This window comes from Catellatospora sp. NPDC049111, assembly GCF_040648615.1.
Lineage (GTDB): Bacteria > Actinomycetota > Actinomycetes > Mycobacteriales > Micromonosporaceae > Catellatospora > Catellatospora aurea.
This window is the reverse complement of sequence record NZ_JBEZEB010000004.1, coordinates 239,648-266,304: the sequence shown is the minus strand read 5'-3', so window position 1 is coordinate 266,304 and position 26,657 is coordinate 239,648. Positions and strand designations below refer to the sequence as shown.

Sequence of the window (26,657 nt, the reverse complement as noted above, 5' to 3'; positions counted from 1 at the left end):
CGACCCGCAAGCACCTCCTGGTCACCGCTGCCGCTGCCATCACCACCCTGACGATGCTGGCCTGCGGTGCCGGGTCCGGCGACACCTCGTCCTCGGTCACCGGCGGCGAGGGCAAGTCCATCGAGAGCCCCGCTCCGGAGAAGACGACCACCGTCGCGAAGGTCGGCCAGGCGGTGACCCTGAGCTACGACGGCCTCGGCGACAAGGACACCGTTGAGATCACACTCGCCAACGGCAAGCAGCACACCAAGGAGCCCGGCTCCTGGGGCAGCAAGCCTGAGCGCGGTGTCTACCTGGCCTTCGATGTGACCGTGGTGTGCAAGGAGGGTACGCACTACGCCAGCCCCGCGAACTTCAAGTTCGTCGCCAAGGACGGCACCGTGCGCGACACCGCGTACGCTTCCGGCTTCAAGCGGGCCCTGGACAGCATCGACCTGTCGCAGGGCCAGAAGGTGGCCGGAAAGATCGTCTTCGACGTGTCCAAGGCCGACCTCAACGGCGGCCGGATCCAGATCGAGGGTATCGGCTGGGACTTCGACAAGCCCGCCGCCTACTGGGCGCTGTGACCTGACCGCCCGGCCGGCGTCCCGTCGGCCGGGCCGCCCGGCTGTGCCCGGTCGGCTGGTCCACGCTGGTGCACCAGCCGGGCCGGGCCCCTGCCGTCGTCCGGGTCAGGCTTGCCAACCAGGGACAGATCCATGGTGAGGGCCGCCGCGACCGTCTCCGGCAGCGCCACCCGCGCAGCCTGCCGCTCCGTTGCCCACTCGCCGGAGTCCGGCGTCTCGCCCATCACCACACCGAACCAGCGCTCACGGTCCTTGACCACCCGGAACATCTTCTCGTCATGCGTACCCGCCAGGTACGGCTCGTAGATGACCACCGGCCGTCCCGTACGCCCGGCTTTGGAACCGATCCGGTCGACGCGGCCGTTGCGCTGCTCCAGCGTGCTGGGGTTCCAGTCAAGGTCGTGGTGGATGACGTGCCGGCAGTCCTGGTGCAGGTCGACGCCTTCGGCCATGACCGAGCTGGCTACCAGCACCTCCGGGAAGAACGGCGTGTTGAACGTGAGCATCAGCCGCCGACGGGTGTCGGCCCGCACTCCTCCATTGGCCAGGCGCACGTTGGGCAGCAGCAGCTCCCGCCGCGGCGAGCGCTCCGAAGGGTCGTAGTGGTCGGCGGTTGCGGCGATACCACCGGTCTGGATGGTCGTCAGTGCGTCGAGCAGCTCGTGGCGTTCAGCCACCACCTGCTGCCCGAGCGAACGCGCGAACGCGGAAACCCGGTCGCTCAGGGTCGTCCCGGAGGAGTCGTGGCGGTCGAGCCCGGCGATGAGGTCGTCGATGGTCATGTCCGGGAGCAGGTCTGCGAACCTGACCAGGAACGAGGGGGTACGCATGAAGCGCACGACGATCTCCGTGGCCCGCTCGGCCGAGGTGTCGTCGAGCCCGCCCATCTGCTCCCTGACGCGGTCGTGGAACACCTGGTAGCCACGGACGTCGCTACGAAGCAGCCGTTCCCCGACGCGGTCCAGCGCAGCGAGCACCTCCGTCTCGTTCTGGCCTTCCAGCTGGAGTCCGGCCGCGGCACGGTCGAGAATCTCTGCCTTGAGCGCGCGGGAGATGTGGGTGCGAAGTGCCCGCCCTGTCTCGACGTAAAAGCAGAACACGAGCGTCTTCTCACCGGCGGACCAAAGATCGACCACCCGCCGCACCGTCGCCGCGATCTTGGGGTGGCGGGCCCACTCGTCGGCGGTCTCCGCAGGCAGCGCCTTCGCGATGCGGTCGAGATACCAGTCGAGCTGCCGGGTCCGGCCCACCGGCTCGTCGGTGGGCCGCTCGTCCTGCGCGGGTGCCTGGTCGCGGCGGGTCTCGGCGTACGCCTCGAACGACGAGGCCAGGCCGTAGGCGAAGTAGGCGCGAGTGGCGCGCTCGCCGGTGCGGTCCAGCGATGCCACCGCTTGGGCTCGCGCGGCGAGCAGGAACGGCAGCGTCGCAGAGCCGCCCACTGCCAGCCCGACCGGCGCGGGCTCGTTGTCGGTGATGCCGCGTCCAGGCAGGTAGCGGCGTCGCTGGGCTTTGTGCGGCTTCAGATGCCGGATGACCCAGGGCCGCAGCAGGTCCTGCGCGCGGCGCAGGTCGGTGCGGGCTTCGCCGGCGACGACGAGTGCTTCTCGCACCCGCTCGGGCTGGTCCTGCCGCGGGTCCAGCGAGGTGAGCGCGGCAACCGTGTCCGCGTCGGCCGGATCGATTCGTGACCAGGTCCGTTCCAGCCACAGCGCGGTCGCCCGGGCCCGGTCCAGGGCTTGTTCGAGGTCGGCGAGCTGGTCGTCGAACGCTTTGCGGGCACCGGGCGAGGGCCAGCGTACGCCGTGGAAGCGGTCGAGCACCCGCAGCAGTTCCCGGTGGTCGAGCTGGAACGGTGTCGCGGTGAGGAACAGCATGCGTTCGAACATGTTGCCCAGCGGCCCTTGCAGCGCGTCGGCGTCGTCTTCCGCTTCCGCGTTGGCGAACAGTTTCGCCAGCTGGGTGTCGTTGCGGGCATGGTGTGCCTCGTCGAGGATCACCAGTGGCAGGGTGACATCCAGCGCTTGGAGACTGGCCGTCCAGGTCTCGTTCAGCGCGGTGGTGAGCAGCCGGCGGGCGTCTTTGATGCGCTCGTCGAATGTCGCGGTGCGGTAGACGGGCACGGTCAGGATCGCTTCCTGCAGCGGACCGAGGTCGACTCGTTCCACGGCCTGCAGCAGCGCCGCAGGCACGGGATCGTCGTCCAGGGGCTGGTCAGGACGTCGGCGCCGCCACTGGTCACGCCACCTGCCGGGCGGAGTGCCAAGCAGGTCGGTAACGAGGTCGCGGTCACGGAAGCGCTGGTCGCGCAGCAGTTCACCGGCGAAGCGGGCCAGCGAGTCGCGGCGCTTGAGCAGGTCCGCGTGGCGGCGCGTCGCCTGCCGCAGGAGGGCCAGCCGCACGAACGGGTCGGACAGGCCGAGGGTGAGCGCGCCGTGCGTCACGAAGATCAGGTGCTGCCGGGTCTCGGCCGGGTCGTCGAGCAGTTTCAGCAGATCGCTGCCGTGGCGCACGGTCCGGGGTGCGGCGCGCAGGCCGTGGCCGGCGGGCAGGCAGCGTTCGGCGAACACCTCCCACTCCGTCGGCCATTTGTCGGCCACGGCTGGTGGGACCAGCACGACGACGGGCCGCTGGCGGCCGGTCGCCGCCAGCACGCTGACCGCGACCGCCAGCGCGACGTAAGTCTTGCCCATGCCGACCTCGTCGGCCAGCACGACGCCGGGCTGGTCGGCGAAGCGGCGCAGGATCTCCGCGGCGGTACGGGTCTGCCGTGCGGCGTCGTCAGCCGGCACGCGATCGTTGTGCAGGGTGAGGTCTGCGCTGAGCGTCCAGTTCACCGGCTGGCCTCCAGGGCATCGCGCACGTATGCGTCAAGTGCGGGGTCAGGCGCCGGCCCAAGTTTGTCCCGGCGTTGCCGCAGCTGCTCGACGGTCTGGGTGACGAGTTCGCGGACTGTCGCCTGATCGAGACCAGAGGTGGCGGTCGGCCAGTCGACAGCCCGGACGGTGAGGGCGAGTTCGGCGACGAGGAAGTGGCGCTCGCCTGCGACGGCGTCCTGCTCAGGTGCGGCGACGAGGCCGTCGGCGATGGCAATCGGGCCGAAGGCGCCGTGCAGCCGCCAGTGCAAGGCGTCGACGCTGGTGGCGGGTTTGCTGAGCCGCTCCTGCAACCGCCACAGGGCCAGGGAGTGCCGACGGGTGCGCTGCAGCAGCAGGCCGCTGCCGTCGAAGCGGCGCAGCGGGTCCAGTTCCCGTTCGACCGCGCTGGCGCTGGTGCCGTGGCGGTCGCGCAGTGACTGTTCGAGCGCGTACGGCAGCGGCCGGGTGGATGCCAGCGCGGCGAGCAGGACGTCGACAGGCAGCTCGGCGAGCTCGGCCGGCGGCGGCAGCGTGGTGCGGTCGGCGACATTGGCGGTCAGCGCGGCCTGGTATGCCATGCCGGCGTCGCTCCAGCACACGACCAGGTAAGCAGGTAGCGGCCCGGCCGGCAGGTCCACGCTGCTGTGCACGGCCGCGCCCGCGGCTTGCCACCGACTGGCAGCAAGCACCGTCTGCCCTGCCGGGTGCATGATTTCCCAGGCAGCAGGCAGGTCAGCCGGCTCCAGCGTGAGCCTTGCCCGCGTCGGCGGCCCCGGTTCGATGAGGCAGTCGATGAACCCGGTGGGCAGTTGCGGCCCGGCTGGTTCGTCCTCGTCGGGCACCGTCTCCCAGACCTGCTCGTCGAGTTCGACGGGTGTGCCGGTGCCGGCGAGGGCACGTAGTGCCTTGGCGTCGCCACCGGTGGCGGGACAGCCGATCCACAGGTTCAGCTCGTGGTGGCCGATGCGCGGGTGCAGGCCGAGGCCGGGGGTGGTGGCGTTGGACGAGCCGACCATCGCCGCGACCCACTCGTCGCTTTCGACCATGATCAGTTTGGCGTGCAGGCGCCGCGGTTCGTCGCCGCGCGGGGTGTAGGTCGCGATCCGGGCGCCGGGCTGTTCCGCCAGCGTCGGCGGCCCCTGCAGGCTGCCCCGGTGCGAGTCGATCCCGACCAGGAGGGTCAGCTCGCGTCGGTCCTTCGGCCGACCGGTGAGCAGTTGTGTGACCGCGGCGACGGAGTGTGCCGGCCGGCCGTCGTCCCAGAACGGCGACAGGACCGTGGCGCGCAGCGGCTGCGGCCCCTGCCACACGTCGGCCAGCCGGACCAGCGGGCTGATGCCCGGCCGGGCCGGTGCCACGGCCAGGCGCATCGGTCCCTCAGGCCGCGTCGGCAGGCCGAGCTCGGCCACCCGGTCGGCGAGCAGGTCGACCGTGCGCAGTGCGCGTGCCTTCGGTCCGATGTCCTCCGGCCCGGCGGCCAGGGCGACTATGCGGCGCAGCTCGGCCACAAGGTCGTCGCAGACTTGGCGCGGCACCTGGCAGCCATCGGCGAGTTCCAGTGCCAGCGCGAGCTCCACCTGTCTGCGGTAGCCGGCGGGCGTGAGATTGGCTGATCCGATCACGATGCGGCAGTGCCGCTGCCACAGCAGCACTGCCACCTTGGCGTGCAGGAGCCCTCCAGGGGCGGCCACGGGCAGCAGATCCCAGCGCAGATTGCGTTTCTCCGCCGGGCTGCTGCGATCGACCAGCACCGTGACCTGGGCTTCGCTGAGCCGGTCCTCCTCCTCCAGCACCGCGGCGATCGATGAGATGTGATCGCCTTCGGCCGACACCGTCGACAGGCCGAGGAACCGCGACATGCAGTCCTGGGTGAAGAAGTCGACGTCGAAGGTGAAGCTGGCGGCAAGGCACGCCAGTGGCGCGCCGGCGCCGTCGGGCGCGGACCAGTGGTCGAGCAGGCGGACGTCACTCATCGGCGGTGTCCTTCATGAAGCGCAGCAGCGGAGCGACCCGCACCGGGTGCACGAACCAGGGGCCCAGCTGCGGCGGGTCTCCCGCGCCGTAGGCCTTGCGCACGACCCAGCCACCGCGCAGTGGCTCGAACCAGGGCCGCCGCCCGTGGGGCGGCTTGCCGGCCTGGACCTGCTCGTGGTGGGCGAGCAGCTGTTCAGCGAGCTCGGCGGGTGTACGTGGGAACGCCAGCTCACCCAGGCGATGTTCCAGAACGGCGTCAGGCAGCACCTGCGCGACCGCATCGGCCGCACGCCGGTAACTCGCGGGTAAATGGTCGGCGCAATGCCTGATCGTTTCGTGTTCGCGGGCCGCCGCGGGAGTGAAGGGTTGCCCGCCGAGCGAGTACGAGATGGAGCACAGCGTCCGGAACCCGGCATCCACCAGGGCCGCGAACTGTTCGTAAGCGACGACGGCGTCGACGATCCGAGCCAGTGCCGGTGAGCAGCGGGGGCGAACCGACTCGAGCAGCTCTGCCTCGTACCGGCTCGGGTCGAGGTCGGCGACGAGTCCGGCGAGCTCGGCACGTGTCTCGTGGCCCGGGTCGGTGATCAGGGAGCGCAGGACCCGCCGCTCGGTCGGGCCCATGTCATCGGGGCGCAACGCGGCTGCGAGCTGGCCGAACACCCGGTTGCCCGCAGCTGTCCGGCAACCGCCGGCCGCCAGCGCGTCCTGTACTTCCAGCCGGATTCTCTTGCGCAGATCGTGTCCGGTGGTGCCCGGCACGTCGTCGGTGAACCCCTTGAGGTCCTGGTCGTGTTCCCAGGCCCGGACCAGATCGGCGCAGCGCGTACCCGGCTCCAGACCCGGTCCGACCACCCTCGCGTCAACGGCGAAAGGCTTGTACACGCCGTTGAATCCGAAAACCGACGGGCCCTTGAGATAGGTCGCCGCGGACAGCCGCTGCGAACGCTGCAGGACCGCCCGCGCCTTCTGGCTGCCCGGGATGCCTGACGGGAGCTCCTTGCCGAGTTTGCGGACGAAGGCCTCGACTGCCAGCCATTCGAAGCAGATCGCCGGCGTGGAGATCCCGTCGGCGGGGACCTGCTCGGCCAGGGGCTCGCAGGCCAGGGAGCCGACCGCGATGGCGGTCACGAACCGCACCTGGCCCATGCGGGCCCGCAAACCGGGCACGAGCAGGTCAGCCAAACGGTCCGAGATGCTCGCCAGGCCGACCGGATCGAGGCTGCCTTCACCACTCACGGGAGGGTCGTAGGCGGATACTGCGGGCAGTGTCAGTCCTGCCAAAGGCAAGGCGTCCTCCTGGTGATCTGCAGGCTTGTCGTGCAGTGGTCGGTGTAACCCGTACGTGGCCGGCCTGGACGGTGCCGCTTCATCACTGTACAGTCCTCCATTGTTTTCCAGCAATTGCCAGTATTCCTGGAACCGCGCCGAGGGAGGCCACAGTGGACGCCGACGAATCCCTGCAGCAACTCGTGCTCGACAAGCTGGCCGCCGACGGCCCGGGGCCCGACGTGACCCGCCTGATCATCGGCGCCTATGCAGGCGACGACCAGCTCACGGCAGCGATGGCCGGCGCTGAAGCCGACCTGCCCATGCCCGCCGGCACGCGCGCACCCCGTCCCAGCTCGCTCTACCTCGAGTCCGTGACCGTCGCCGGCTTCCGCGGCGTCGGCCCCTCCGCGAGCGTGCGGCTGCAGCCCCACGCCGGCTTGACTCTGATCGTGGGACGCAACGGATCCGGAAAATCCAGCTTCGCCGAAGCCGCCGAACTCGCTCTCACCGGTGACAGCGCACGCTGGGCCGAACGCAACAGCGTCTTCCGAGACGGGTGGCGCAACCTACACCACGCAGATCCCTGCAGCATAGAAGTGACGGTACGCGCCGACGGCGTCACCACACCCATCCGCATCACCCGGACGTGGCAGCCCGAACACACCGACCCCGGGCAGGCCGTCACCCGCATCAGCGCTCACGGCAACACCTACCCCGACATCGAGAAGCTGGGCTGGACCCAGCCCATGCAGACCTACCGGCCGTTCCTCACCGCCGGCGACCTCGGCCGCCTCATGACCGCGACCCCCAGCGGCCTGTTCGACGCGCTCGCGCCCATCCTCGGCATCGACCCCATCACCGACGCCGACCAGCGCATCATGCGCGCCCGCCGCGACCTCAACGCACGGGTCACCGCCGTCAAGACCGCCCGCGAGGACCTGCTGCGCAGGCTCGCCGACGTCAGCGACGAACGGGCCCGCGCCGCATGCGCCATCCTGGCCGCGCGACGACCCGACCTGGCGGCCCTCGACACACTGCTCGCCGACGCTGACGATCGAGCAGCAGACCCTGCCGCCGACGCCTGCCGACACATGACCACTGTGCTTCTTCCCGAACCGCAGTCCGCGATCGGCGTCGCCGCGGAGCTCGCCGCCGCGGCCGACCTCGTGAGCGCGTTGCAGGCCGAGCGCGGAAAGACCAGCGACCGGCTGGCCACGCTGCTGGACCTCGCCATCGTCCACCACGACACGCACGGCGACGGACCCTGCCCCGTGTGCGGGGCCGGCTCCCTCGACGCCGACTGGCACGCCCAGGCCGCGAGTGCCCTCGCCCGGATGCGCACGGACGCCGAACAGACCCGGCAAGCCGACCGCCGACTCGACCAGGCCCGCAACGAAGCGAGGTCCCTGCTCGGCAGCGGCCGCCACCTGGCCGCAGCCGATGACATGCTCGCCGACACGCTTGGCGAGCACCTCAGCCGGCTGCGCAACGCACTCGCGCAGTGGTCCGCGATCCCCGCCGATGCCACCCCGCAACAGCTCGCCACCCACATCAGCACGGCCTACCCCGGGCTGTACGACGCGATGACAGCCACCCGTGACGCCGCGGCCGAGTGGCTGCGCCAGCGCCACGACGCCTGGCGCGCCCACGCCGCCGCGCTGCAGGACTGGCTCGGCAAAGCCCGCGGCACCAGCGCCGACGAGCCGCTGCTGGCGCAGCTCAAGGCCGCGCGGGAATGGCTGCGGGACGCCGCCGAACAACTCCGTACCGCCCGGCTGGCCCCGTTCGCGTCGCAGTCGCAGCAGATCTGGGACCGGCTGCGCCAGGAAAGCAACGTCGAGCTGTCCGGCATGCGCCTGGACGGGACCACCACCCGCCGACGCGTCGCCTTTCCCGTGACCGTCGACGGCACCGCCACCTCGGCCATGGCCGTCATGAGCCAAGGCGAACTGCAGGCCCTCGGTCTCGCGGTGTTCCTCCCGCGCGCCTGCGCCCAGGACAGCCCGTTCAAGTTCCTGATCATCGACGATCCGGTGCACAGCATGGACCCGTCGAAGGTGGACGGCCTGGCCCAGGTCCTCGACGAACTGGCCCGCGACCGCCAGGTCATCGTGTTCACCCACGACAACCGCCTGCCCGAAGCCGTCCGCCGCCTCCAGATCGACGCCACCATCTGGGAGGTGCAGCGACGCGAAGGCTCCGTGATCGAGCTGCGAAAGAACCTCGACCCGGTTCGCCGCTACCTCGACGACGCCAACGCGCTGGCAAAGACGAACGAACTCGTCGACGACGTACGCCGACCCGTGGTCGCCGGGTTCTGCCGCTCAGCCATCGAGGCCGCCAGCCACGAACGTATCCGGCGCCACCGCATCCACCGCGGCGAGCGACACGCGCAGATCGAGGAACTGATCGACCGCGCGCAGACGCTCACGCAGACCGTCGCCCTGGCGATGTTCGACGACCAGCAACGCGGCCGCGATGTCCTGCCCGCGCTCAACCGCATCGGGCCCTGGGCCGCCGACGCGTTCAAAGCATGCCAGGAGAACGTCCACGGTGCACAGCACGGCACCCTCGAAACACTCGTCCAGCACACCACCCGCCTGGTCAAGGAGCTCCGGTGAACCACACCGACACCTACCTGGCCGCCGCCGAGCGGCTGCTCACCGACGTCGTCCCCGGCACCCGCGGCACCTGGCCGCGAGCCTGCGCCTGGCTCATCCGGCTCGCATTGGAAAACGAGCTGACCGCGTTCTGGGCCGGGACCTGCCCGCCGGTGACTCAGGTCCGCTCGCGCAGAGCCCAGCTACTGCTGCTCGGCGGCTACGCCACCAGGGACGTCAGCCGCCAGGCCAGCCAAGCCTGGGCCTGCCTGTCGCGCGCCGGCCACCAGCACAGCTACGAACTCGCCCTGACCGCCAGGGAACTGCGGCGACTGTGTGACGACGTCAACACGGTCGTCGCGGCACTGCGGGACATCATGTCCGGCACCGTGGCCCCTTCGACAAACAGCTAACGCCGACACCGGCCGAACAGATCTCCGCAAAGGAGGCACACCACCGCATGGACCACCAGGACCTGCTCGCCATTGTCGATCACCCGTCGGCAGAGAACGCATTGCGCTGTTACTACACCGGCTGGTCCGGCAGGCGGTTCGAATCACTCGGCCGGCTCGAAGGCGCGGATCCGGATCCACATGAGTTCACCCCGGTCGACATCGTCGCCGTGAGCCTGCTCAGCGTCAACGTGCCGGCCGAAGCGGCGATCGGCCTACTGGAAGGCGATCCGGGCAGGCGGCTCTCAGCGCTGCTACGCGATATCCCGGCTGACGTCGACCTCGGCACCAACGGCGCTGGCCGCCTGATAGACGACAAAAGTCCGGCAAGGACCGCGTGGAATGAACTCACCGACCAGCGCGGTATCGGATCAGTGATCGCGGGCAAGCTCCTGGCCCGCAAGCGCCCGCGGCTCATTCCCGTGTACGACGCTGTCGTCGGATGCGTGCTCAACCCGCCGCAGCATGAGTTCTGGACTTGGCTGCACCACCAACTCCGAACCGACGGCGGAGCGCTGCTAGGCCGTCTCGCCAAGCTGCGTACGGACGCGGACCTGCCTGAACCCGCGTCCGCGATCCGGGTGCTCGACGTCGTGCTATGGATGTTCCACCGGCGGGTTCACACCAACGCAGGCTGCTCCGGATTCAACCTTGCCGAAGTCCCCTCGCGACCGAACTGTACGGCGTGGCGCGCATGACACCCCTTCCCACATCGCGCGGCGGGACCCTATGTCCCGTCAAACAGGTGTTCGCGATCGCCACCGATCACACAGAACGCCGCTTGAAGAACGGCACCGGAGCTTCCCGAACCAGCGCCTGGTTCAGGCGTAGTACTTGTGCGCGGTCTCCGGTGGCTCGCTGAGCTGCAGAAACTTCGTGATGATCGCGCCGGCGACGCGTACCACCTGGAGCCGGTCCGAGAAGGGATCATGTCCGCTGACCACCAAGTGCGGGCCGGATATCAACAGGTCACCCTGGACGGCCCCCTCCTCGATGCATGGTCTGACTGCCGGAACTTCCGGTTCGAACAGCACGAAGCCTGCGGCCGTACCGCCGCCGTCGGCCTCCCAGCGGTAGATGACTCCTCCCGGCAACTCCGCGACCTTGAAGACGCCCAGTACGAACACTCGCTGACCCCTTCGACGACACCTGGAACAGGCCCGACGCAGGATCATTCGATCGGTACCAGCAGCTTGACATACCTGCCGGCAATCGGAATCCTGAAACGTTCTGCCCGCTTGTCCATCCGATATGGATCGTAGGATTGCCATGACTGAACCAGCACCGCAACGCCCGCTCGTCCAGCAGCCACGCCCTCTACCCGTATTCATCTTGGCCGATGTCAGCGGCAGCATGGACGGCGAGAAGATCAAGGTCCTCAACGAGAGCATCGCGACGATGCTGCGGACCTTCGCCGCCGAGGACTCGATCCGCGGCGAGATCTGGGCCTCTGTCATCACTTTCGGCCTGGGCGGAGCAACGCTTCATCGCCCGCTCTCCCCGATGACCGACACCGGTTGGCAGGACATGGTCGCCGCCGGGCGGACACCGCTCGGCGCGGCCTTGGAACTGGTCACGTCGCTCGTCGAGGATGAGTCGGTGGTCCCCCGCCGGGCCTTCCGTCCCACCATCGTGCTCGTCTCCGACGGCAAGCCGACCGACGGATGGCGGGAGCAGCTGATGCGGCTACTGAATTCCGGACGTGGGAGCAGGTCGCTGCGGCTGGCGGTGAGCGTGGGGCGGGACATGGACCAGGACGACTTCGCGATCCTGGAGGCCTTCATCGGTGACCCGAGGATCCCCGTGGCTCGCGCCGACCAGGTCCACGAACTCCCTCGCTTCTTCGACTGGGTCACGGCCACGGTCACCACGCAGGTGCGCAGCGGCCGGGTCAACAACGACGACCTGCTCGACTTCATGAACTGATCACAAGCGGGAGCGGAGCGCATGTCGACCGACACGCCGACCTGGCACACGAGCGGGCTGCAGGTCACGGTGCACACGGAGGATAACCAACCCATCACACTCGTCCGACGACTTGGCGCCGGTGGGCAGGGAGAGGTGTGGGAGGCCACGGGGGGTCGAGTGGCCGTCAAGCTGCTGCACAGCCGTGACCAGGCTGCGGCCCAGCGTCTGGCGGCCCGGTTGCGGGCGGTGCGGCTGCTCGACCTCGGCGGCCTGCCCCTGGCACGGCCCATCGCACTGCTGCGGCCGCCGACCCTCGGCTACACGATGGCCATGTTGGCAGACATGGTCGCGCTGCGAGATCTGATGACGCCGCGCGGCCGCGAAGACCTGGCCAGGTGGTACGCGCGCACAGGCGGGTTGCGACGCAGGTTGCGCCTGCTGGGCCGCCTGGCGGCGGGCCTCGCGCAGTTGCACTCACGTGGTCTGTGCTACGGCGATCCTTCGCCGGTGAACGTGATGGTCTCGGAGTCCCTCGATTTCGAGCAGGTGTACCTGATCGACGTCGACAACATCGCCGTAGCCTCCGACCTGCGTGGTGGCGCCTACGTCACGCCGGGGTACGCCGCACCCGAGGTGAGTTCCGGCCGCCTCGGTGTGACAAGTCTGAGCGACGCCTTCGCGTTCGCCGTGATGGCGTTCCATACCCTGACCGCCCAGCATCCCCTCATCGGCGACCCCGTCCATGACGGTGAACCTGAGTTGGAGGAGGAGGCCTTCGCCGGGCGGCTTCCGTGGATCGACCACACGTCCGATCCCACCAACCGCTCCCGTTTCGGCATCTCGCGAGCCAAGGTGCTCACCCCCGGCCTTCAGACGCTGTCCCGGCGTGCGTTCGAGTCCGGTCTCAACGACCGCACCGCGCGGCCGACGGTGGGCGAGTGGTGTTCGAAGCTCTTCGAGGCGGCCGACATGACACTCGTGTGCGAGCAGTGCTCAGCCTCGTTCTACGGCGACAAGGCCACGTGCCCGTGGTGCGCGGCACCGGCTCCGGCGGCCTATGTGGCGGCGGCCTTCGCCCACGTGCCCCCAACGGGCTCGAACGTCTCAGGCACCGCGCCGCTGCGCCGGGCGGTGCTGGTCCAGCAGGAGGCGGAGACGTCGATCTCAGCCCGAGCCGTCCTGCCCGCCGCAGCGGAGCCGGAACGGGTCCTCGCCACCATCCGGTTCAGTAGCGCCGGAGGACTCACTGCCGTCAACCGATGGGACCGGCCGCTGTGGATCGTCGGTCCGGGCGGGGGGCCCCACCTGCCCGTCGAGCCGGGCCATGAATCCGAGCTGCCCGGACGGTCAGGTGCGATCTGGGAGCTCCACTTCGGCTCACTGTACGAGCCGCACCGACTTCTCCGATTCCATCGCCTCACCAGGGGGACCGATCGATGACCAGGCCGTCCTCCCGCGGTCGTCGGCCCGCCGGCGCCGGCTCCGGCCAGTCGAGACCACCCGCCAACCAAGCTGCGGCCGGCTCGTCGGGACCGCCGCTCGCGCCACTGCCGGGCGCGGCGACCCTGGTGTCCCTGGAATGGCAGCTGCATGGCGCACCGCCGTCGGTGGTCGCCGACAGGACCGAGGCCGTGCTGACCCGCAGCCCCGGGGGCGGCGTCGTCGTCGAGATCGACGGCAGGAGCGCCATGGCCTCCGGGTTCACGACCACCGATGACGACACCCTGCGGCAGGTGATGCAGCAGGTGCGCAGCCGGGTCGCCATGGTGCTGGTCCTGGACCCCCAGCCGCGAGGCTCACGCTGGGCGCGGCTGGACCTCAACATCTACGTATACGACAAGGGGCCGACCGACCAGCCGCTGACCATCGGCGTCACCGACAAGGAATTCGCCTCGATCCACCGTGCGGCGGAAGACCGCCATCGCCGCCGGTCTCAGGAGTGGGCATTGGCCTGGCTGCGGGACCGCCTGGTGCTTCCGCCGCGCCCGGGAGCGGCCGCCGGGTCGCCCGACCGGATCGTGATCTCGGCTGGACCCAGGCGCAGCGCCGACGAACCGGTCGGTTTCCGCATCCACGGCCGCGGTCTGTCGGCAGACGTTCGCATCGTCGACAACCGGGTGATGCTCAGCCGTGTGGTGCTCCGTGGGCACGACACGCAGCAGGGCCCGCTCAGGCTGGTCGAGCGCGCGGTGACCTTCGCCGACGTCTCTCGCGCCACGATCCTGCGCGAGGAGATGAAACACCAGCTCGCGAAGCTCGCGTCAGGCGAAGGTTTCTTGGCCATGTGGAACTCGTACAACCGCAAGGAGAGCTGGTGGGCCCATCGGCGGGTCCGTGACAGCGGGTACCTGAAGTTCGAGCGTGTCGCCCGTCGTCACGACGGCGTGCTGAGGTTCCACGTCAGTGTGCCGACCGGGCCCGACGACGGTCGGCTGTCACTTCTCGACCTGGCTGACGTCGGCGACGACGAGCCTATGGAGCTCGAGGCGTCCGCTGAGCTACCGAGCGCTCTGCTTCGGGAACCGGCGGCCGAGCACGACTGGGGCCTGCTCGACGACCAGCTTCCCGCCGACCACGTCAGCGGGACCGTCGTCGCGGCCAGCACCGAGGCCAGCACGATCGACCTGCGGATGATGGCCAACTCCAATGCCAAGCTCGGCCAGCCAATCGTCCAGCCACCGAACTCCGGTTTCCTCTACCGGGCCTTCCGCGGCGACCGGCGGCGTCTGATGCGCCGCCGGGAGGCTTTCGACCGCATCCTGAAGGGCCGCACCCGTATCCCGAACCTACTGACCCTTCTGGAGGGGGATCCGGTCCCGGCTCCGCCGCCGACCAGGTGGATCGACCCGAAATCCGACGCGGCCTGGGCCTGTTTCAAGGGGGGCAGGCCGACCTTGGCGCAGCAGCGCGCGCTCGATGTCGCGCTGAATACTCCGGACATCGCGATCATCCAGGGTCCCCCGGGCACCGGCAAGACGCAGCTGATCGCCGCGCTGCAGGCACGGCTCGCCGAGTCGGGACGCGGCTTCGCACAGCTGCGTGGCAGCATGCTGCTCACCAGCTACCAGCATGCGGCGGTCGACGAACTGGTCCAACGGTCGACGGTCTTCGGGCTGCCGGCGAACAAGGTCGACCGTACCGACCGCGGCGCGACGGTCCAGATCGACCGCTGGCGCACGGCGACGATCGAGCACCTCGACGACCGGCTGCGCCAGAGCCCCGCAGGCCCGGGTGTCGTCGCACTTCGCCGTGCGGCCGGGCTCGCCGCTGGTTACCTTCTCGCACCGACAGACCTGGCAGCGACCGAGTCGATGCTGCAGGAGATCATCCAGCTGGCCGACGGCTTGGCCTCGGATCGGCTCGTGGACCGGCTACGCCACCAGCTGCTGCTCACCCGTGCCCCCAAGCCGCATGCCTGGGGCTCTGACGCCGAAGAGCTTGCCATCGTCGCCGTACGTGGCCTGCGGGTCACGGCGACGGCGTTTCTTGACGACGGTCCGGCTGCCGCAGCCAAGGCACTGCGCCGGGTAACAGCCCTCGCCGACGTCGAGCTCCCTGCCACGACGGCGGCCCTGCTGGCCGCCGCGGCCGCATGGGGCGAGGCGGAGCCGCCACCGTTCTTGGCGGACCTCGAACCGGCCCAGACCGCCCTGCTGGAGATGCTGGCACAGCCTAACGGCCCCAGTCCGGCCGCCACGGTCGATCCGGCACTACGGCAGCTGCTGGAAGAGCTCATGGACGAGATGGCCCAGCGGGTCGCCGAGTCGCCAGGCGACGGACTGGCGCTGGCCCTGCTGGACTATCGCGAGGCGATCCACGGTGACCCGGCCGCCGTCGACTGGACGTTGCGCGAGTACACCGCCTCCTACGCCGCGACCTGCCAGCAGGTCGCCTCACCGGGGATGGCGCGGGTCAAAGGTGAGTCACGGGTCGACGACATCATCTTCGACACGGTGATCGTCGACGAGGCGGCGCGAGCGAACCCGCTCGACCTGATGATCCCGCTCATTCACGCCGGGCGCCGCATCATCCTGGTCGGTGACCACAATCAGCTGCCGCAGATGCTCGAACCGGACGTGGAACGAGAGTTCGAGCCCGACATGCGCAGACTCCTGTCGGAGAGCCTGTTCCAGCGTCTATTCGAGTCGTTGAACCGACCTGGCTCACCGGTCGCCCGAGTCGTCACCCTCGACACCCAGTTCCGGATGCACCAGGTACTGGGCCAGTTCGTGAGCCGAAACTTCTACGGAGGCAAGCTCGACTCCGTCAGGCCCGATGCGGACTTCGTACACCATCTTCCCCGGTACGGCGACGCCGTGGCGGTGTGGCTGGACGTACCGCCGCAGGCCGGACCGGAAAGCGGTGAGCGCAGCAAGTCCAGGGTCGCCGAGGCCCAGGCGGTAGCCGCCGAGGTCAAACGCCTGGTCGACGAAGCTCCCGACCTGACCATCGGAGTCATCTCGTTCTACTCCGGGCAGGTCAAAGAGATCTACCGGCAGCTCGCCGCGCAGGAGCTGCTCACCCGCGCCGGCCAGGGTTACGAGCCCGTCGAGCGGCTGCGCTACAAAAGCTCCGGTGAGCGACTCGACCGGCTGATGGTCGGCACCGTCGACGCTTTCCAGGGCAAGGAGTTCGACATCGTCCTGCTGTCCATGACGCGATGCAGCCCACGTCATGGGGTCGTGCCCGACCCGGCGAGTCCGGAATACCATCGCTGGGCCGCTCGACGCTACGGGCACCTGACACTGATCAACCGGCTCTGCGTCGCGATGAGCCGACAGCAGCGGGTCCTCATCGCGGTCGGCGCGGCGGCCATGTTCGACGGGCCGCAGACACCCGCCGCGCTGGGCCCGGTGTCGGACTTCCTGCGCATATGTCGAGGAGGTGGACCGCATGGAGTCTTCGTCTCCTGAGTGGGGCCGTGCACGCGTCCTGAGCTACGCCTCGCCGCTGCCCGCCGACACCCGTTTCTCTGTCCTGTGGCCGGCATGGGCCTACCGTGTGACCGCACCGGTGCTCAAGCAGCGCGGCTTGGACGTCTTCGAGCGGGTGGTGCTGGCCCTGTGCGAGACCGGGATGCGCCAGCCTGGCGAGATCGGAAAAATGATCAAGCTGGATGCTCGCCTCTGTGCGCACATCATGGAGCAGTCAATGGCATCCGGGCGGCTCAATGCGCGTTCGGAGGTCACCGAGACCGGACGTGAGGCGCTCCGTACGGGAGTCTCGGCGCTGACACCGGAATGGCAGGTCTGCTACGTCTTCGAGGACCCGTTCACCGGAGACGTCTGGCCACGCGTCGTCGAGAACCTCAACGAGGCTTACGTCGTAGGGGTGGCCGGCGAAGGCGTCGAACTGGAGCTCGCCACCGCCGGCAGGTCTGACCGCGCGCGGGCGCGCAGGGTACGACCACCCCATCGGGCCCCGGTCCGCCCCAGCCCGGCGCGGGTGGTCGAGGCCGCTTCCGCCAGCCGCGCCGCCCATGAGCACTTTCGGATGGCCGAGTTCGAGCGCCGAGCCGGGCTCCGCGCCATGAGTATCGCGCCGCAGGAAGTCGCCCAACCCCGTGCCTCGGAGTTCCCAGACTCACCCGAACTGCTGCGGGTGGCCTTCCTCAACGATCCCGTGCCGGTCTACCTGCTGGGATTCATCGAGGTGCGGGGCAATGACTCCGCCATCGAGACCGCCGAGGCATGGACCGCACACGACCCGTTCGGGCTCGGCCCGAGCGAGTTCTTCCAAAGCCTGGTCTTCCGCTTCGGCCGCGCCGACGGATCGCTCGACGCGCAGGTGCAGGCACGTACGAAGGCGGAGATCGCCCAGGCCAGCAACCGCTACCAGACGGCAGACCGAGAACTGCGCGCGCTGCTGGAGCTGAACCTCGTGCAGGAGTTCGGTCAGCAGATCCGCGATGACGAGGATGCCTTCGATCTGATGATCGAGTTGGAGATGGCCGTGGCCGGGACCGCGCGAGACGAGGCCGTGGAACGGATCGCGCACACGGCGCTGCGCCTGTACGAGGTCCTGTTCAAACGCCTGCTACGCATGTACCCGCTCAGCCCGGCACTGTTCGACTCTTACATGGGCAACCTCCAGCTGCGTCGTGCATTGCTGGAGAAGGCGGCGCAGAGTATCGGCTTCCACCAGGTCACCACGTTCTACACCGGTGTCAAGGACCAGGAGCTCAGAAAGACCCAGGAGTCGAGCGAGCGAGCGTTCGTCAAGGCAATGTGTGTGCTGTCGCTGCTGGCCGCCACCGAGTACCCCGACCATCCGCTGCGGGCCATGGCACAGCAGCAGCCGGACCTGCCGGTCGTCATCGCAACCCTCAACCAGCTGCGCAACCGCGGCGCGCACGCCAGTCGCGATGCCACGAACCCGCATGACACGGACTGGTGCCGCCAGGCAGCGGCCTGCGCGACCACGGCACTCACCCGCCTGCCCCAGCCACGACACGAGAGGACCACTTTCTGATGGCCAAGGGCCCGAACAAGAAGCAGCGACGTCCGCTGACCACCCCGGTCCCACGGCCCCCGCAGGACAAGCCGGCTGGACCGTCCACGCTGGCCGCGGAGATCACCGCAGGCATCGCCTTGGTGGTCGAGCAGCTGGGAGCCGCCCCCACTATCGACCTGCCCCCGGCGGACGACACCTCTCTTGACGAGGTACGCGACCTCTGGACGAGCGCTGTTCGAACGAGGATGGCCTACGAGCGGGCAATCGCCGACCACGACGCACGCGAGCAGGAGCTGCAGCGGCGGGAACAGGAGATGGTGGAGCGGGCGTCCGCCGACGAGGCGACCCGAGCCGGCCTTGCCGAGCTGGAACACGAGCAGGCCGTGAAGGAGCAGGAGCGCCTGGCGCGCTTGGCGGAGATCGATGCTCGGGACGAGAACCTGCTCGCCCGCGAGACGGCGTTCGCCCTCGAGCAGGAGCGTGCCAAAGAGACCGTGATCAGCCAGGCGAGGGCCGAGCTCTCCGCTGTCCGAGGCCGCTTCGACCTCGCGCAACAGGACCTGGACCAGGAGCTGGCCCGGCAGCAGAGCCGGCTGCACGAGGTTCTCGCGGCCGAACGGCAGCAGGTCGACCAGGACAGAGCCGACCTCGACGAGCAGAGCAGGCGGCTTCGTGACCTGGAGCGGGGCCTGCGGGTCCGGGAGGAGGACTTGGCCGACACGAAGGAGCTATACGAGCGCCGCATCACCATTGCTGTCGCCGCCGCGGTGCAAGAAGCCCAGCTGCGGGCCGACCACATGCAAAAGCTGTACGAAATCGCGTCGCAGAACGCCGAACAGCACAGCCGCCGGATCGCGGAGTACGAGCGGCTGATGCGGGCCTTTGGCAACCAAGAGCCCGAGGAGGTGCTCGACGAGTTGCAAAAACTGCGCGCCGACGGCACCGAGCTGCGACGGCTCAGGATGGCCGCGCCGGATGAGACCGCACACAAGTTGGCCGCGCTGCAGGAGGAGGTGGACCGCCTGCGTGAGACCTGCCTGGTCTACTCGGCAGACAACGAGAGGTTGCAGCGGCAGCTGTCGGCACACTCGATCACCGCCACCTCGTTGGAGCGCCTCACCGTCACCAGAGAGGCGATGGAGGCTGAGATCGCCGCCTACCGCAGCGTGGTCGAGGAGCAGAAGGCCGACTGGCGCCAGCTCGTGGAGCGCAAGGAGGGCGCCTCGGCGTTCCCGTCGTGCTCGAAGATGGACGAACTTCACGCCGATGAGCGTGAGGATCTGGCCGACACGGTGCCGCCGCTCGCTGATCTCGTCACCCGAGTGCGGGATCTGATCCGGCAGCAGCATTCGCTCTTCTACAACGAGGCCGATCTGCGGTCCTTCCTCGCGGGCCTGGCTTCCAGCCAGCTGCACCTGCTGCAGGGCCTCAGCGGTATCGGCAAGACACAACTACCGCAGCGGTTCGCCGAGGCGATCGGAGCACACTGCACCGTGGTCTCGATCGGCGCCGACTGGCGCACGCCCCAGGACCTCATGGGCTACTACAACGCCTTCGAGCGTCGCTTCTACGAGTCCGAGTTCACCAAGGCGCTGTACCGGGCACAGACCCCGCAGTTCGCGGCTCAGCCGACGTTCATCGTGCTGGACGAGATGAACCTCTCCCACCCCGAGCAGTATTTCAACGACGTGCTCTCGGCACTCGAGCACACGTACGGCACGCCTGCGATACCTGACCTGGTCTTGATGAGTTCGTCGGTCGACCCGTCGCCGCGATTGCTGCGGGAAGGGCGACTGTTGCCGCTGCCGAAATACGTCCACTTCGTGGGCACGGCCAACCACGATGAGACCACGGTCTCGTTCGCCGACAAGACCTACGACCGGGCGCATGTGACCGAGCTGCCCGCCAAGCCGGTGGAGTTCGGCGGCCGCCTCGTGGATCCACTCCCGCCGCTGAGCTTCACGGCACTGCAGGCGGCATTCGATGCCGCCGCAGTTTCCTACGCCGACGAGGCGAACAGGACCAAGGCGTTCCTGTCGACGACGATCGCCGACCGCCTCGCGGCAGACTTCCGGATCGCATGGGGAAGTCGGCTCAACCGCCAACTCGACCGGTCACTTCCCGTGGTCATGGCAGCAGGTGGTTCCATTGGCGAAGCCACGGACCACATCCTCGCCACCAAGATCCTCCGAAAGCTCAAGGGGCGTTACGAACTGAACATCGACATGGTCAAACGCCTGCGTGACGACCTGCCGATCATGTGGTCCAAGCACACCGCAGAGGACGACCCGACACAGTCGCTGGCGCTCCTCGATGACGTCATCCGGCACCTGGGCGGCGCATGATGCCGCCGGAGAAGATCATCGACCGGATCTCGGGCCGCTCCACCCCGACCAGTGCCGGACGCATCGCGCTGGGTCGACTGATGTCCGTGCCCGATGCCGAACATGCGCTCAACGGGACGGCTCCAGGCCACTTTCACGACGCCGAACCGGGCCGAGAGGATGCCGCCCCGGTTGACGCAGTGACGATGCAGGCGGTGATCACCATCGGCGAGAGGGTGGCCGCGCTACGCCACAAGAATGCCGCACACGCCGCGCTGAGCGACGTGTCTCCACTGCTCGACGGTGCCGCAGCCCGTCTCGCCCTGGACAGGCACCCGTTCGAGTTCGTGATCGCCGAGCACAGGCGCTTCCTGCTCGCCGTATGTTTCCGCCCGGCCGGCCGGGTGCGGCGGGTCGACCGGCTGCTGCCGGTATCGCGAGCACGGCTGGTCACACCGCGTTCCCTCGCCTATCTAGCCGCGCACAGCGAGGACTGGTCCACCCTGCGACCTGACGGCGTACGTCCCGAAAGGGTGCTGAGTCCAGAGCGCGAGGGCGACCTCGACCTGTACGAGAATCGGGTCGCCGCACACCTCGGCGACCAGAGCCGACGATTCCTCACCATGAGGATCGGCCAGATCCGCGGCATCAGCGAAATGCTGAGCGACATCCAGCAGTATGTCGACGACCTGAGCACCCGACCATGGCGGAAGGGCGGCGAGCGCCTCTGGGAACTCGTGGCCGATCTCATCGACCAAAACGGCTGGCGGGAGGAAGCCACCCGGCGCATCGCAGAACTGGACGACCTGCGCACCAGAGTGTCCGCGGTCCGTTCGTCGCCGGTGTGGCGCGGAGTCGACCGGCGCGCGTCCCTCGGCGCGACACTGCGGACCACGAACCTTCTCACCAACGACGAGCGCTACCGGGGCGTCGCCGAACTGTGGCACCGTTGGACGGCAACACGGACCAACGCCGGCTCCGCCGACGAGCGGCGGCGGCAGTTCCAACGGTGGTGCCAGGGGTTTGCGGCCTACGTCGAGGTCCTGGTGGTTCGCGCGCTGGACGAGATCGGCGCAGCCGAGTCCGCATCGACCACGGTGTCGCGGCCCGCGACCTACCTGTACGGCACGACGAAGGTGACGCTCGTCCACGACGAGGGCAACGTGCTGTGCCTCTGCATCGATGACAAGCCTCTGGTCCGCGTCGTGGCGCTACCGGACTCGCTGACTGCTTCACCCGCCGGGGCGAGCGCCGAACTGGAAGCGATCTCACACGCTCAGCCATCGGTGCCGACGCTGGTGCTCTACCCCGGAACTCGCGAGCAACGGGCCGCCCTGGCGACGCACACGCGGCTACGCGCCTTCGAGTCACCCGGGGCGCCGGCGCCCGAGCACCGCCCGGAGAACGTGTGGGCGATACCTGTCTCCCCGCTCGAGATTGACAGCGTCGTCCGGCTCGCCCGGGCCCTGCGATGGTTCCTGGAACACCACCGCCTCTCGGCGTACCCCCAGCAGGTGCCGTGTGAGCCGGCGTTGGCACGGTCGATCGCGACCGTGGCCGACTGGTTGTCCGCCACGCCGACCGGGTTCGTCGTACACCGCATCCCTGCCGAACACGAGCTCGCCGCAGCCCGAACCCGCTCGTCGACGGCCTGGACCGAGGTGATGCGGGGAAACCGACGGGACAGTGCCCAGGAACTTCTGCGATCAGCCTGGGAGGACATCCAGGCGGGGGTGGAGCGGACCAAGGAACTCACCACCTGCCCACAGTGCGGTGCGACATCTCCGCAGCCAGAGCGGACCTTCCAGTTCCGCGAGGACGGCACCTATCACTGCCATTGCCCGGTCTGCAAAGCGGAGTGGGAGATCAGGCTGTGCCGTTCGTGCGAACGCGCATATCCGTTGATCGGCATCCCGGCCGGAAGCGGACTTGATGTACTCGACGGCGACCAGATCGATCGGAAGTTCAGCGTCGATCTTCTGGCCGCGCCGTGCGTCGTCCGCGATCGGATCTTCATCTGTCCCTGGTGTGCCAAGTGCGGAAACGCGCAGGGGTCGCGGAACTGTGCCAGATGCACTTTGCCGACGGGATGAGCGCGTTGCTCCTGATGCAGGATCTGCACGATGCGGCGGGGCGACGCGTCCAGGAGGTCGCACAGAAAGTCGTCAGGGTGCAGTGCTTCGACCGCGTGCGGGTCGAGTGCGTGGACCGGGAAGTCGCGGAGGTTCGTGGTCACGATGAAGTCCGCGTCGGCAAGGACGCTGGGGACCAGCACGCAGGCGCGCTCTTCGACGACCCCGTCCGGGACGCGGCTCGTGGAGCGTTTCGGGCGCTCGTCCGGCCGGGGAAGGCCGCTCGGCGGCCCCTCCCCGGCCGGTGCCGCGTCACCGTGAGGGCGTGCCGACCGCCGCCGCGGCGAGGCCGTCCAGCGCGATCCATGAGCAGCTGCTCGAGAAGTCCCGCCACGGGGCGTAGCCGCCGGTCGGCGTGGCCGCGCTGATCGCGGTCACCAGATCGGCGGCGGTGGCGATCACGAGCAGCTGGTCGGCGCGGTCGACCACCGTCCCGTCACGCACCACCACCGTGTCGATCCGGAACCGGAGCAGCTCCCCGCTGCGGAACCGCTGCGTCCCCTCCCCGCGCAGGCCCACGCCGAGCAGCCCCGTGAAGCCGTACGGGCCGAGGTCGTCCTCCCCGTCGGTGACGCGCTGCAGCCGGACGTTCGTCGGCTGCGGCTCGGGCGCCCCGAAGCCCCGGAACATGTACGCGTTGCCGGTCAGCGCGCCACCGGGTTCGGCGGCCCGGACGGTGAGCGGCACGGACGCTCCCGACGGATCCAGCAGCACGGTCGCGCCGGTGTACGTGCCCTCGTGGTCGATGGGGCGGCAGTGCTGGCCACCCGGCGCGCGGGCGTCGTCGACCGGCACCCAGCCCGGCTCGCGCTCCAGCCGACGGCCCCGGGGGTCGGCGAACAGGTCATGGGCCAGCACCTTCAGCAACGCCGCACCGGTGTGCGGCGTGAGCAGCAGCGGCCCGCCGGGCTGCGCCGATGAGACTCCGGCGAGCATGGCCGCGCCCCGCAGCCCGGCGTCGGCCAGCGTGTGGTCCAGTGGCACGTCGGCGAGACGGTTGGTGTTCCAGGCCGTCCAGAGCCGGACCTGGCGCTGCCCCACGCGCACCTGGACCAGCAGCCGGGCCTCGACCCGCGAGTACGTGAACTCGACCGGGACCCGGTCCGAGCCGGTGAACGACTCGGTGTGCCGTTCCACGGTGACGAGGCAGTCCATGACGGTGAGGTCGACGCGCAGGCGCTCGCCGACGGTCGCCGCCGCGGCCTGGGCGTCCCGCCAGAACCCGGCCAGCGGCTGTTCGGGCTCGTGCAGTCGCCGGTCGAGGTGGTGGTCGTCGGACCAGCCGCCGTCGGGATGCCGGGCAGCACGGTCGTGGTAACGCCGCGCGTGCGGGACGATCTCGCGCAGGTCGTCGAACGCCTGCCGCACGACCGGCTCGGACAGGGTGTCGGTCAGCAGGTGCGCCTCGCGGCCGTCGCGGGCCAGCCGCAGCCCGTACGGGCCGTGGGCGGTCACGGTCGCCGAGGAGCGGACGCCGCCCCCGGTGACCTTGTGCTTGCGGCGGGCCAGGCCGGTGGCCCGTACCTCGACGGTCTCGCCGTCGGCGGCCAGGGCGCACGCCGCCGCGGCGGCGGCACGGCCGGCGTCGAGCAGCTCGTCCATTCAGCACCACCAGTCCAGTTCGGCGAAGCGCATGGTGGGCGAGTGCAGGCCGATGAGGACCTGCTGGCCCTGCTTGCCGCAGGTGGCGTTGTCGCCCTCGACGTCGTCGGCGATGCCGACGAGCCGCCGCAGCGTTTCCCTGGTGTCGCCGAACAGGTTGACGTCGCGCAGCGGCATCCGTTCCCCGGCGGGGGTCAGGTAATACGCCTCACCGGCGGAGAAGCAGAACTCGTCGCGGGTGGCGACGGTCTCGGCGGAGCTGAGCGAGGCGACGTAAAGCAGCCCTTCGCGCGGCACCGCGCACAGGTCTTCCGGCCGGTCGGGGCCGGGCAGCACCACGGTGTTGGTGGCGCGAGGCAGCGCCGCCTTCGTGTAGTCCTCCCGGCGGCCGTTGCCGGTCGACGGCTCGGCGTCGGGGTAGACGGCGCGCATGCTGGTCAGCTCCCCGGCGATGACGCCGTCGTCGACCAGCGTGGTGGCCGATGCGGGTGTGCCGTCGTCGTCGACGGGTGTGCTGCCCGCCCCGTCGGGGACCGTCGGGTCGTCGACCAGCCGCAGCGGCGCCTTGCACACCGTCGTGTCGCCGAAGCCGGTCGGGCGGGCGGCGAGTTTGGCGTGGTTGTCGGCCTCCAGGGCGTGCCCGATCAGTTCGTGCAGCAGTGCCGCGCCGACCTTCGGGGCGAGCACGACGGGGGTCCGGCGGTGCCCGGCCGGGCGGGCGGGCAGCAGTGCGCGGGCGCGGGCGACGGCGTCGCGGGTGAGGTGCCCGGCCGATGCGACCAGGTCCGACGTGGGCGTCTGCGGGGTCCACGCGGGGCTGCTGAGCCGGGTGAAGGCCCGGGCGGTGGAGCCGGGTCCGGTGACGACGGCGGCGCAGCGCTGCCGGCTGCCCAGGTTCGCGGTGAGCTGCCGGATCCCGCGGGAGTCGGCCACCGCGCGCCAGCGCTGGAAGAAGTCCTGCGTCAGAGTCACCCGGACCTGCTCCGGTGCCGCGCACCACTGCTCGGCGGCGCCGGTCGCCAACGCCTGCGGCCATGGTGACGGCCCGTGGGAGAAGGGCAGCGGAGCCGGTGCGGGCGGGGTGTGCGGCCGGCCCAGCCCCGCGATGGTGGACATCTGGTCGGCCAGCGTCGCGGCCTCGGTGAGCGGGGCAGAGCCGTACCACCACGAGTCGCGGTGCCGCACCAGCACACCGACACCGGCACGCCGGTTCGTTGTGGAGCCGGACGTGCGGGCGGCCCCGTCCCGGACCATGCAGTCGAATCGCAGGTCGGCAGCGGCCTCGACGAACACCTGCACGTACTCGACACCGAGGCGGGTCGCTTCCGTACACCAGTGGTCGGCCACCGCCAGCAGGTCCTGCGCGGCGGCGCCGGGGTCCGCTGCCGGGGTCACCGGAACAGGTCCTTCGACACCAGTCCGCGGCGCTCCAGCAGGGCCAGCAGCTCGCGCGCCCGGTCGCCGCCGAGCGGGTCCTCGCCAGGAAGGCACACGTGCGGGCCGAGGGCGACGGCGGCGTCGACGATCTCGTCCTCGTCGCGTCCGTTGCTCAGGGCCCAGACCAGGGCCACGTCCGGCTTGACCACGAGCTGGCGCTGCAGCTCGTAGTTGAGCAGGACGCCCTCGGTCAGGTGGATGGTGTTGTACTGCGGGTTGCGCCGGTACTGGCCGGTGCCGGTCTCCCAGAACGGCCATTCCTTGACGGCGGGGCCGTTCCAGCCGAGCAGCTGCGCGGCCGCACCGACCGTCTGCTGGAAGACGAGGAAGTCCAGGCCGTCGGCGGTGGCGGGCTCGGTGGCCCAGCCTCCCCGCTGCCAATGCCGGAACACCTCGTGTGGGAAGGCGTCACCGATCGAACGGTGCAACTGCTGGTGCACCCACTTCAGGCCGTAGTACAGGTCACCGGCCGCGGCGGCCGCCGCCTTGCCGACGCACACCAGCACGCTCTGGCCGATCAGCCCGGCAGACTCGCCGTCGTTGTCGAGCAGCGCACCCTTGAAGTCCGACAGCCAGCCGTTGCACGACAGCGCCCACGTCGACAGGGCCATCTGCCGCAGGCGGTCGTCGTGCTCGGCCAGCCGCGCCAGGATCCGGTCGAGGTTAGCCGAGTTCTTGATCACCTGGATCTGGCGCAGGCGCAGCAGGAAATCCAGTTCCGTCGCGTTGAGCGCGTTGTGGCGCAGCCGTTGCCGGTTGCTCTCCCACTGCCCGACCTTGTCCAGCAGCGAGTCCACCCACGCGACGGTGTAGGTCTCCAGGTCGATGCGCTCGGTGTCCACCTTGAACTGCCGGGCGACACCGCTCTGGGCTTCGGTGTCGGTGGTGAGCACGAAAACGTCGACGTCGCTGGTGGGGCTGCCCAGCCCGGCCGTCAGGCTGCCGCCGAGATACACCGAGTCAGCGCGGGCGTCGTCAATGAGGGCCTCGGCGTTGGCGAGCGCCGTCTTCAGTTTCTCTTCGCGGTATGTCATCACAGTGATCCTTTTCGCTGGAGGGGGCACGGCCGTGACGACCGTGCC

Annotated in this window: 17 protein-coding genes; 10 read left to right on the top strand and 7 right to left on the bottom strand. The window is 69.6% G+C overall.

Annotation, left to right across the window (positions count from 1 at the left end; translation table 11 throughout):
- Positions 1-53 precede the first annotated feature (53 nt).
- Positions 54-566: a DUF4352 domain-containing protein gene (locus AB0B66_RS08305; RefSeq protein WP_360524854.1), complete on the top strand. Its 513-nt coding sequence runs from the start codon at positions 54-56 to the stop codon at positions 564-566.
- Here the strand turns inward: AB0B66_RS08305 and AB0B66_RS08300 are convergent.
- Genes AB0B66_RS08300 through AB0B66_RS08290 form a run of 3 tightly spaced genes read right to left on the bottom strand, consistent with a single transcriptional unit; the run spans position 551 to position 6,799 of the window.
- Positions 551-3,400, bottom strand: a complete 2,850-nt coding sequence (locus tag AB0B66_RS08300; protein ID WP_360524851.1) for a helicase-related protein — start codon at positions 3,398-3,400, stop codon at positions 551-553. The two genes, AB0B66_RS08305 and AB0B66_RS08300, sit on opposite strands and share 16 nt — an antisense overlap.
- Positions 3,397-5,394 (bottom strand): hypothetical protein, encoded by a 1,998-nt coding sequence (locus tag AB0B66_RS08295; RefSeq protein ID WP_360524848.1) that lies wholly within the window; start codon positions 5,392-5,394, stop codon positions 3,397-3,399. Before AB0B66_RS08295 ends, AB0B66_RS08300 begins: the two co-directional genes overlap by 4 nt.
- Positions 5,387-6,799: a hypothetical protein gene (locus AB0B66_RS08290; RefSeq protein WP_360524845.1), complete on the bottom strand. Its 1,413-nt coding sequence runs from the start codon at positions 6,797-6,799 to the stop codon at positions 5,387-5,389. The genes AB0B66_RS08295 and AB0B66_RS08290 overlap by 8 nt, the downstream gene beginning before the upstream one ends.
- Positions 6,800-6,837: 38 nt before the next feature.
- Here AB0B66_RS08290 and AB0B66_RS08285 point away from each other — a divergent pair, with 38 nt between their 5' ends.
- Genes AB0B66_RS08285 through AB0B66_RS08275 form a run of 3 tightly spaced genes read left to right on the top strand, consistent with a single transcriptional unit; the run spans position 6,838 to position 10,417 of the window.
- Positions 6,838-9,288: an AAA family ATPase gene (locus tag AB0B66_RS08285; protein WP_360524842.1), complete on the top strand. Its 2,451-nt coding sequence runs from the start codon at positions 6,838-6,840 to the stop codon at positions 9,286-9,288.
- On the top strand, positions 9,285-9,680 hold the full coding sequence (locus AB0B66_RS08280; protein ID WP_360524839.1) for a hypothetical protein: 396 nt from the start codon (positions 9,285-9,287) through the stop codon (positions 9,678-9,680). The genes AB0B66_RS08285 and AB0B66_RS08280 overlap by 4 nt, the downstream gene beginning before the upstream one ends.
- Positions 9,681-9,727: 47 nt before the next feature.
- Positions 9,728-10,417, top strand: a complete 690-nt coding sequence (locus AB0B66_RS08275) for a DUF6308 family protein (RefSeq protein WP_360524837.1) — start codon at positions 9,728-9,730, stop codon at positions 10,415-10,417.
- 123 nt (positions 10,418-10,540) lie between these two features.
- Here AB0B66_RS08275 and AB0B66_RS08270 read toward each other — a convergent pair whose 3' ends face one another.
- Entirely contained in the window at positions 10,541-10,846 is a 306-nt protein-coding gene (locus AB0B66_RS08270) for a hypothetical protein (protein WP_360524834.1), read from the bottom strand.
- Between the two features lie 142 nt (positions 10,847-10,988).
- On the opposite strand from AB0B66_RS08270, the gene AB0B66_RS08265 reads away from it, so the two are divergent.
- From AB0B66_RS08265 to AB0B66_RS08240, 6 genes are read left to right on the top strand one after another with little or no spacing between them, the layout of a single operon-like run.
- Positions 10,989-11,645 carry a VWA domain-containing protein gene (locus tag AB0B66_RS08265; protein ID WP_360524831.1) on the top strand — a complete coding sequence of 219 codons (657 nt, stop codon included), beginning with the start codon at positions 10,989-10,991 and terminating at the stop codon, positions 11,643-11,645.
- Positions 11,646-11,666: 21 nt separating this feature from the next.
- Positions 11,667-13,067: a hypothetical protein gene (locus AB0B66_RS08260; RefSeq protein WP_360524828.1), complete on the top strand. Its 1,401-nt coding sequence runs from the start codon at positions 11,667-11,669 to the stop codon at positions 13,065-13,067.
- Complete coding sequence (locus AB0B66_RS08255; protein ID WP_360524825.1) at positions 13,064-16,540, top strand: AAA domain-containing protein; 3,477 nt, start codon at positions 13,064-13,066, stop codon at positions 16,538-16,540. Before AB0B66_RS08260 ends, AB0B66_RS08255 begins: the two co-directional genes overlap by 4 nt.
- Positions 16,521-18,098 (top strand): hypothetical protein, encoded by a 1,578-nt coding sequence (locus AB0B66_RS08250; protein ID WP_360524822.1) that lies wholly within the window; start codon positions 16,521-16,523, stop codon positions 18,096-18,098. The genes AB0B66_RS08255 and AB0B66_RS08250 overlap by 20 nt, the downstream gene beginning before the upstream one ends.
- A complete protein-coding gene (locus tag AB0B66_RS08245) occupies positions 18,098-20,425 on the top strand; it encodes an AAA family ATPase (RefSeq protein ID WP_360524819.1) in 2,328 nt (775 codons plus the stop codon). Before AB0B66_RS08250 ends, AB0B66_RS08245 begins: the two co-directional genes overlap by 1 nt.
- A complete protein-coding gene (locus AB0B66_RS08240; protein ID WP_360524816.1) occupies positions 20,422-22,497 on the top strand; it encodes a hypothetical protein in 2,076 nt (691 codons plus the stop codon). The genes AB0B66_RS08245 and AB0B66_RS08240 overlap by 4 nt, the downstream gene beginning before the upstream one ends.
- A 291-nt stretch (positions 22,498-22,788) precedes the next feature.
- On the opposite strand, the gene AB0B66_RS08235 is transcribed toward AB0B66_RS08240, so the two are convergent.
- From AB0B66_RS08235 to AB0B66_RS08225, 3 genes are read right to left on the bottom strand one after another with little or no spacing between them, the layout of a single operon-like run.
- The gene (locus AB0B66_RS08235; RefSeq protein WP_360524813.1) at positions 22,789-24,138 is read right to left on the bottom strand and encodes a hypothetical protein; all 1,350 of its coding nucleotides are present in this window, start codon (positions 24,136-24,138) and stop codon (positions 22,789-22,791) included.
- On the bottom strand, positions 24,139-25,533 hold the full coding sequence (locus AB0B66_RS08230; protein ID WP_360524810.1) for a TldD/PmbA family protein: 1,395 nt from the start codon (positions 25,531-25,533) through the stop codon (positions 24,139-24,141).
- Positions 25,530-26,609 carry a nucleotidyltransferase domain-containing protein gene (locus AB0B66_RS08225; RefSeq protein WP_360524807.1) on the bottom strand — a complete coding sequence of 360 codons (1,080 nt, stop codon included), beginning with the start codon at positions 26,607-26,609 and terminating at the stop codon, positions 25,530-25,532. The genes AB0B66_RS08230 and AB0B66_RS08225 overlap by 4 nt, the downstream gene beginning before the upstream one ends.
- Between the last annotated feature and the right edge of the window lie 48 nt (positions 26,610-26,657).

What these genes read in the sequence shown, in the direction of transcription:
- AB0B66_RS08265 (WP_360524831.1), top strand. Translation starts at nt 10,989, where the DNA reads ATGACTGAACCAGCACCGCAACGCCCGCTCGTCCAGCAGCCACGCCCT.
- AB0B66_RS08275 (WP_360524837.1), top strand. Translation starts at nt 9,728, where the DNA reads ATGGACCACCAGGACCTGCTCGCCATTGTCGATCACCCGTCGGCAGAG.
- AB0B66_RS08305 (WP_360524854.1), top strand. Translation starts at nt 54, where the DNA reads ATGCTGGCCTGCGGTGCCGGGTCCGGCGACACCTCGTCCTCGGTCACC.
- AB0B66_RS08225 (WP_360524807.1), bottom strand. Translation starts at nt 26,609, where the DNA reads ATGACATACCGCGAAGAGAAACTGAAGACGGCGCTCGCCAACGCCGAG.
- AB0B66_RS08250 (WP_360524822.1), top strand. Translation starts at nt 16,521, where the DNA reads ATGGAGTCTTCGTCTCCTGAGTGGGGCCGTGCACGCGTCCTGAGCTAC.
- AB0B66_RS08255 (WP_360524825.1), top strand. Translation starts at nt 13,064, where the DNA reads ATGACCAGGCCGTCCTCCCGCGGTCGTCGGCCCGCCGGCGCCGGCTCC.
- AB0B66_RS08235 (WP_360524813.1), bottom strand. Translation starts at nt 24,138, where the DNA reads ATGGACGAGCTGCTCGACGCCGGCCGTGCCGCCGCCGCGGCGGCGTGC.
- AB0B66_RS08295 (WP_360524848.1), bottom strand. Translation starts at nt 5,394, where the DNA reads ATGAGTGACGTCCGCCTGCTCGACCACTGGTCCGCGCCCGACGGCGCC.
- AB0B66_RS08240 (WP_360524816.1), top strand. Translation starts at nt 20,422, where the DNA reads ATGATGCCGCCGGAGAAGATCATCGACCGGATCTCGGGCCGCTCCACC.
- AB0B66_RS08260 (WP_360524828.1), top strand. Translation starts at nt 11,667, where the DNA reads ATGTCGACCGACACGCCGACCTGGCACACGAGCGGGCTGCAGGTCACG.
- AB0B66_RS08245 (WP_360524819.1), top strand. Translation starts at nt 18,098, where the DNA reads ATGGCCAAGGGCCCGAACAAGAAGCAGCGACGTCCGCTGACCACCCCG.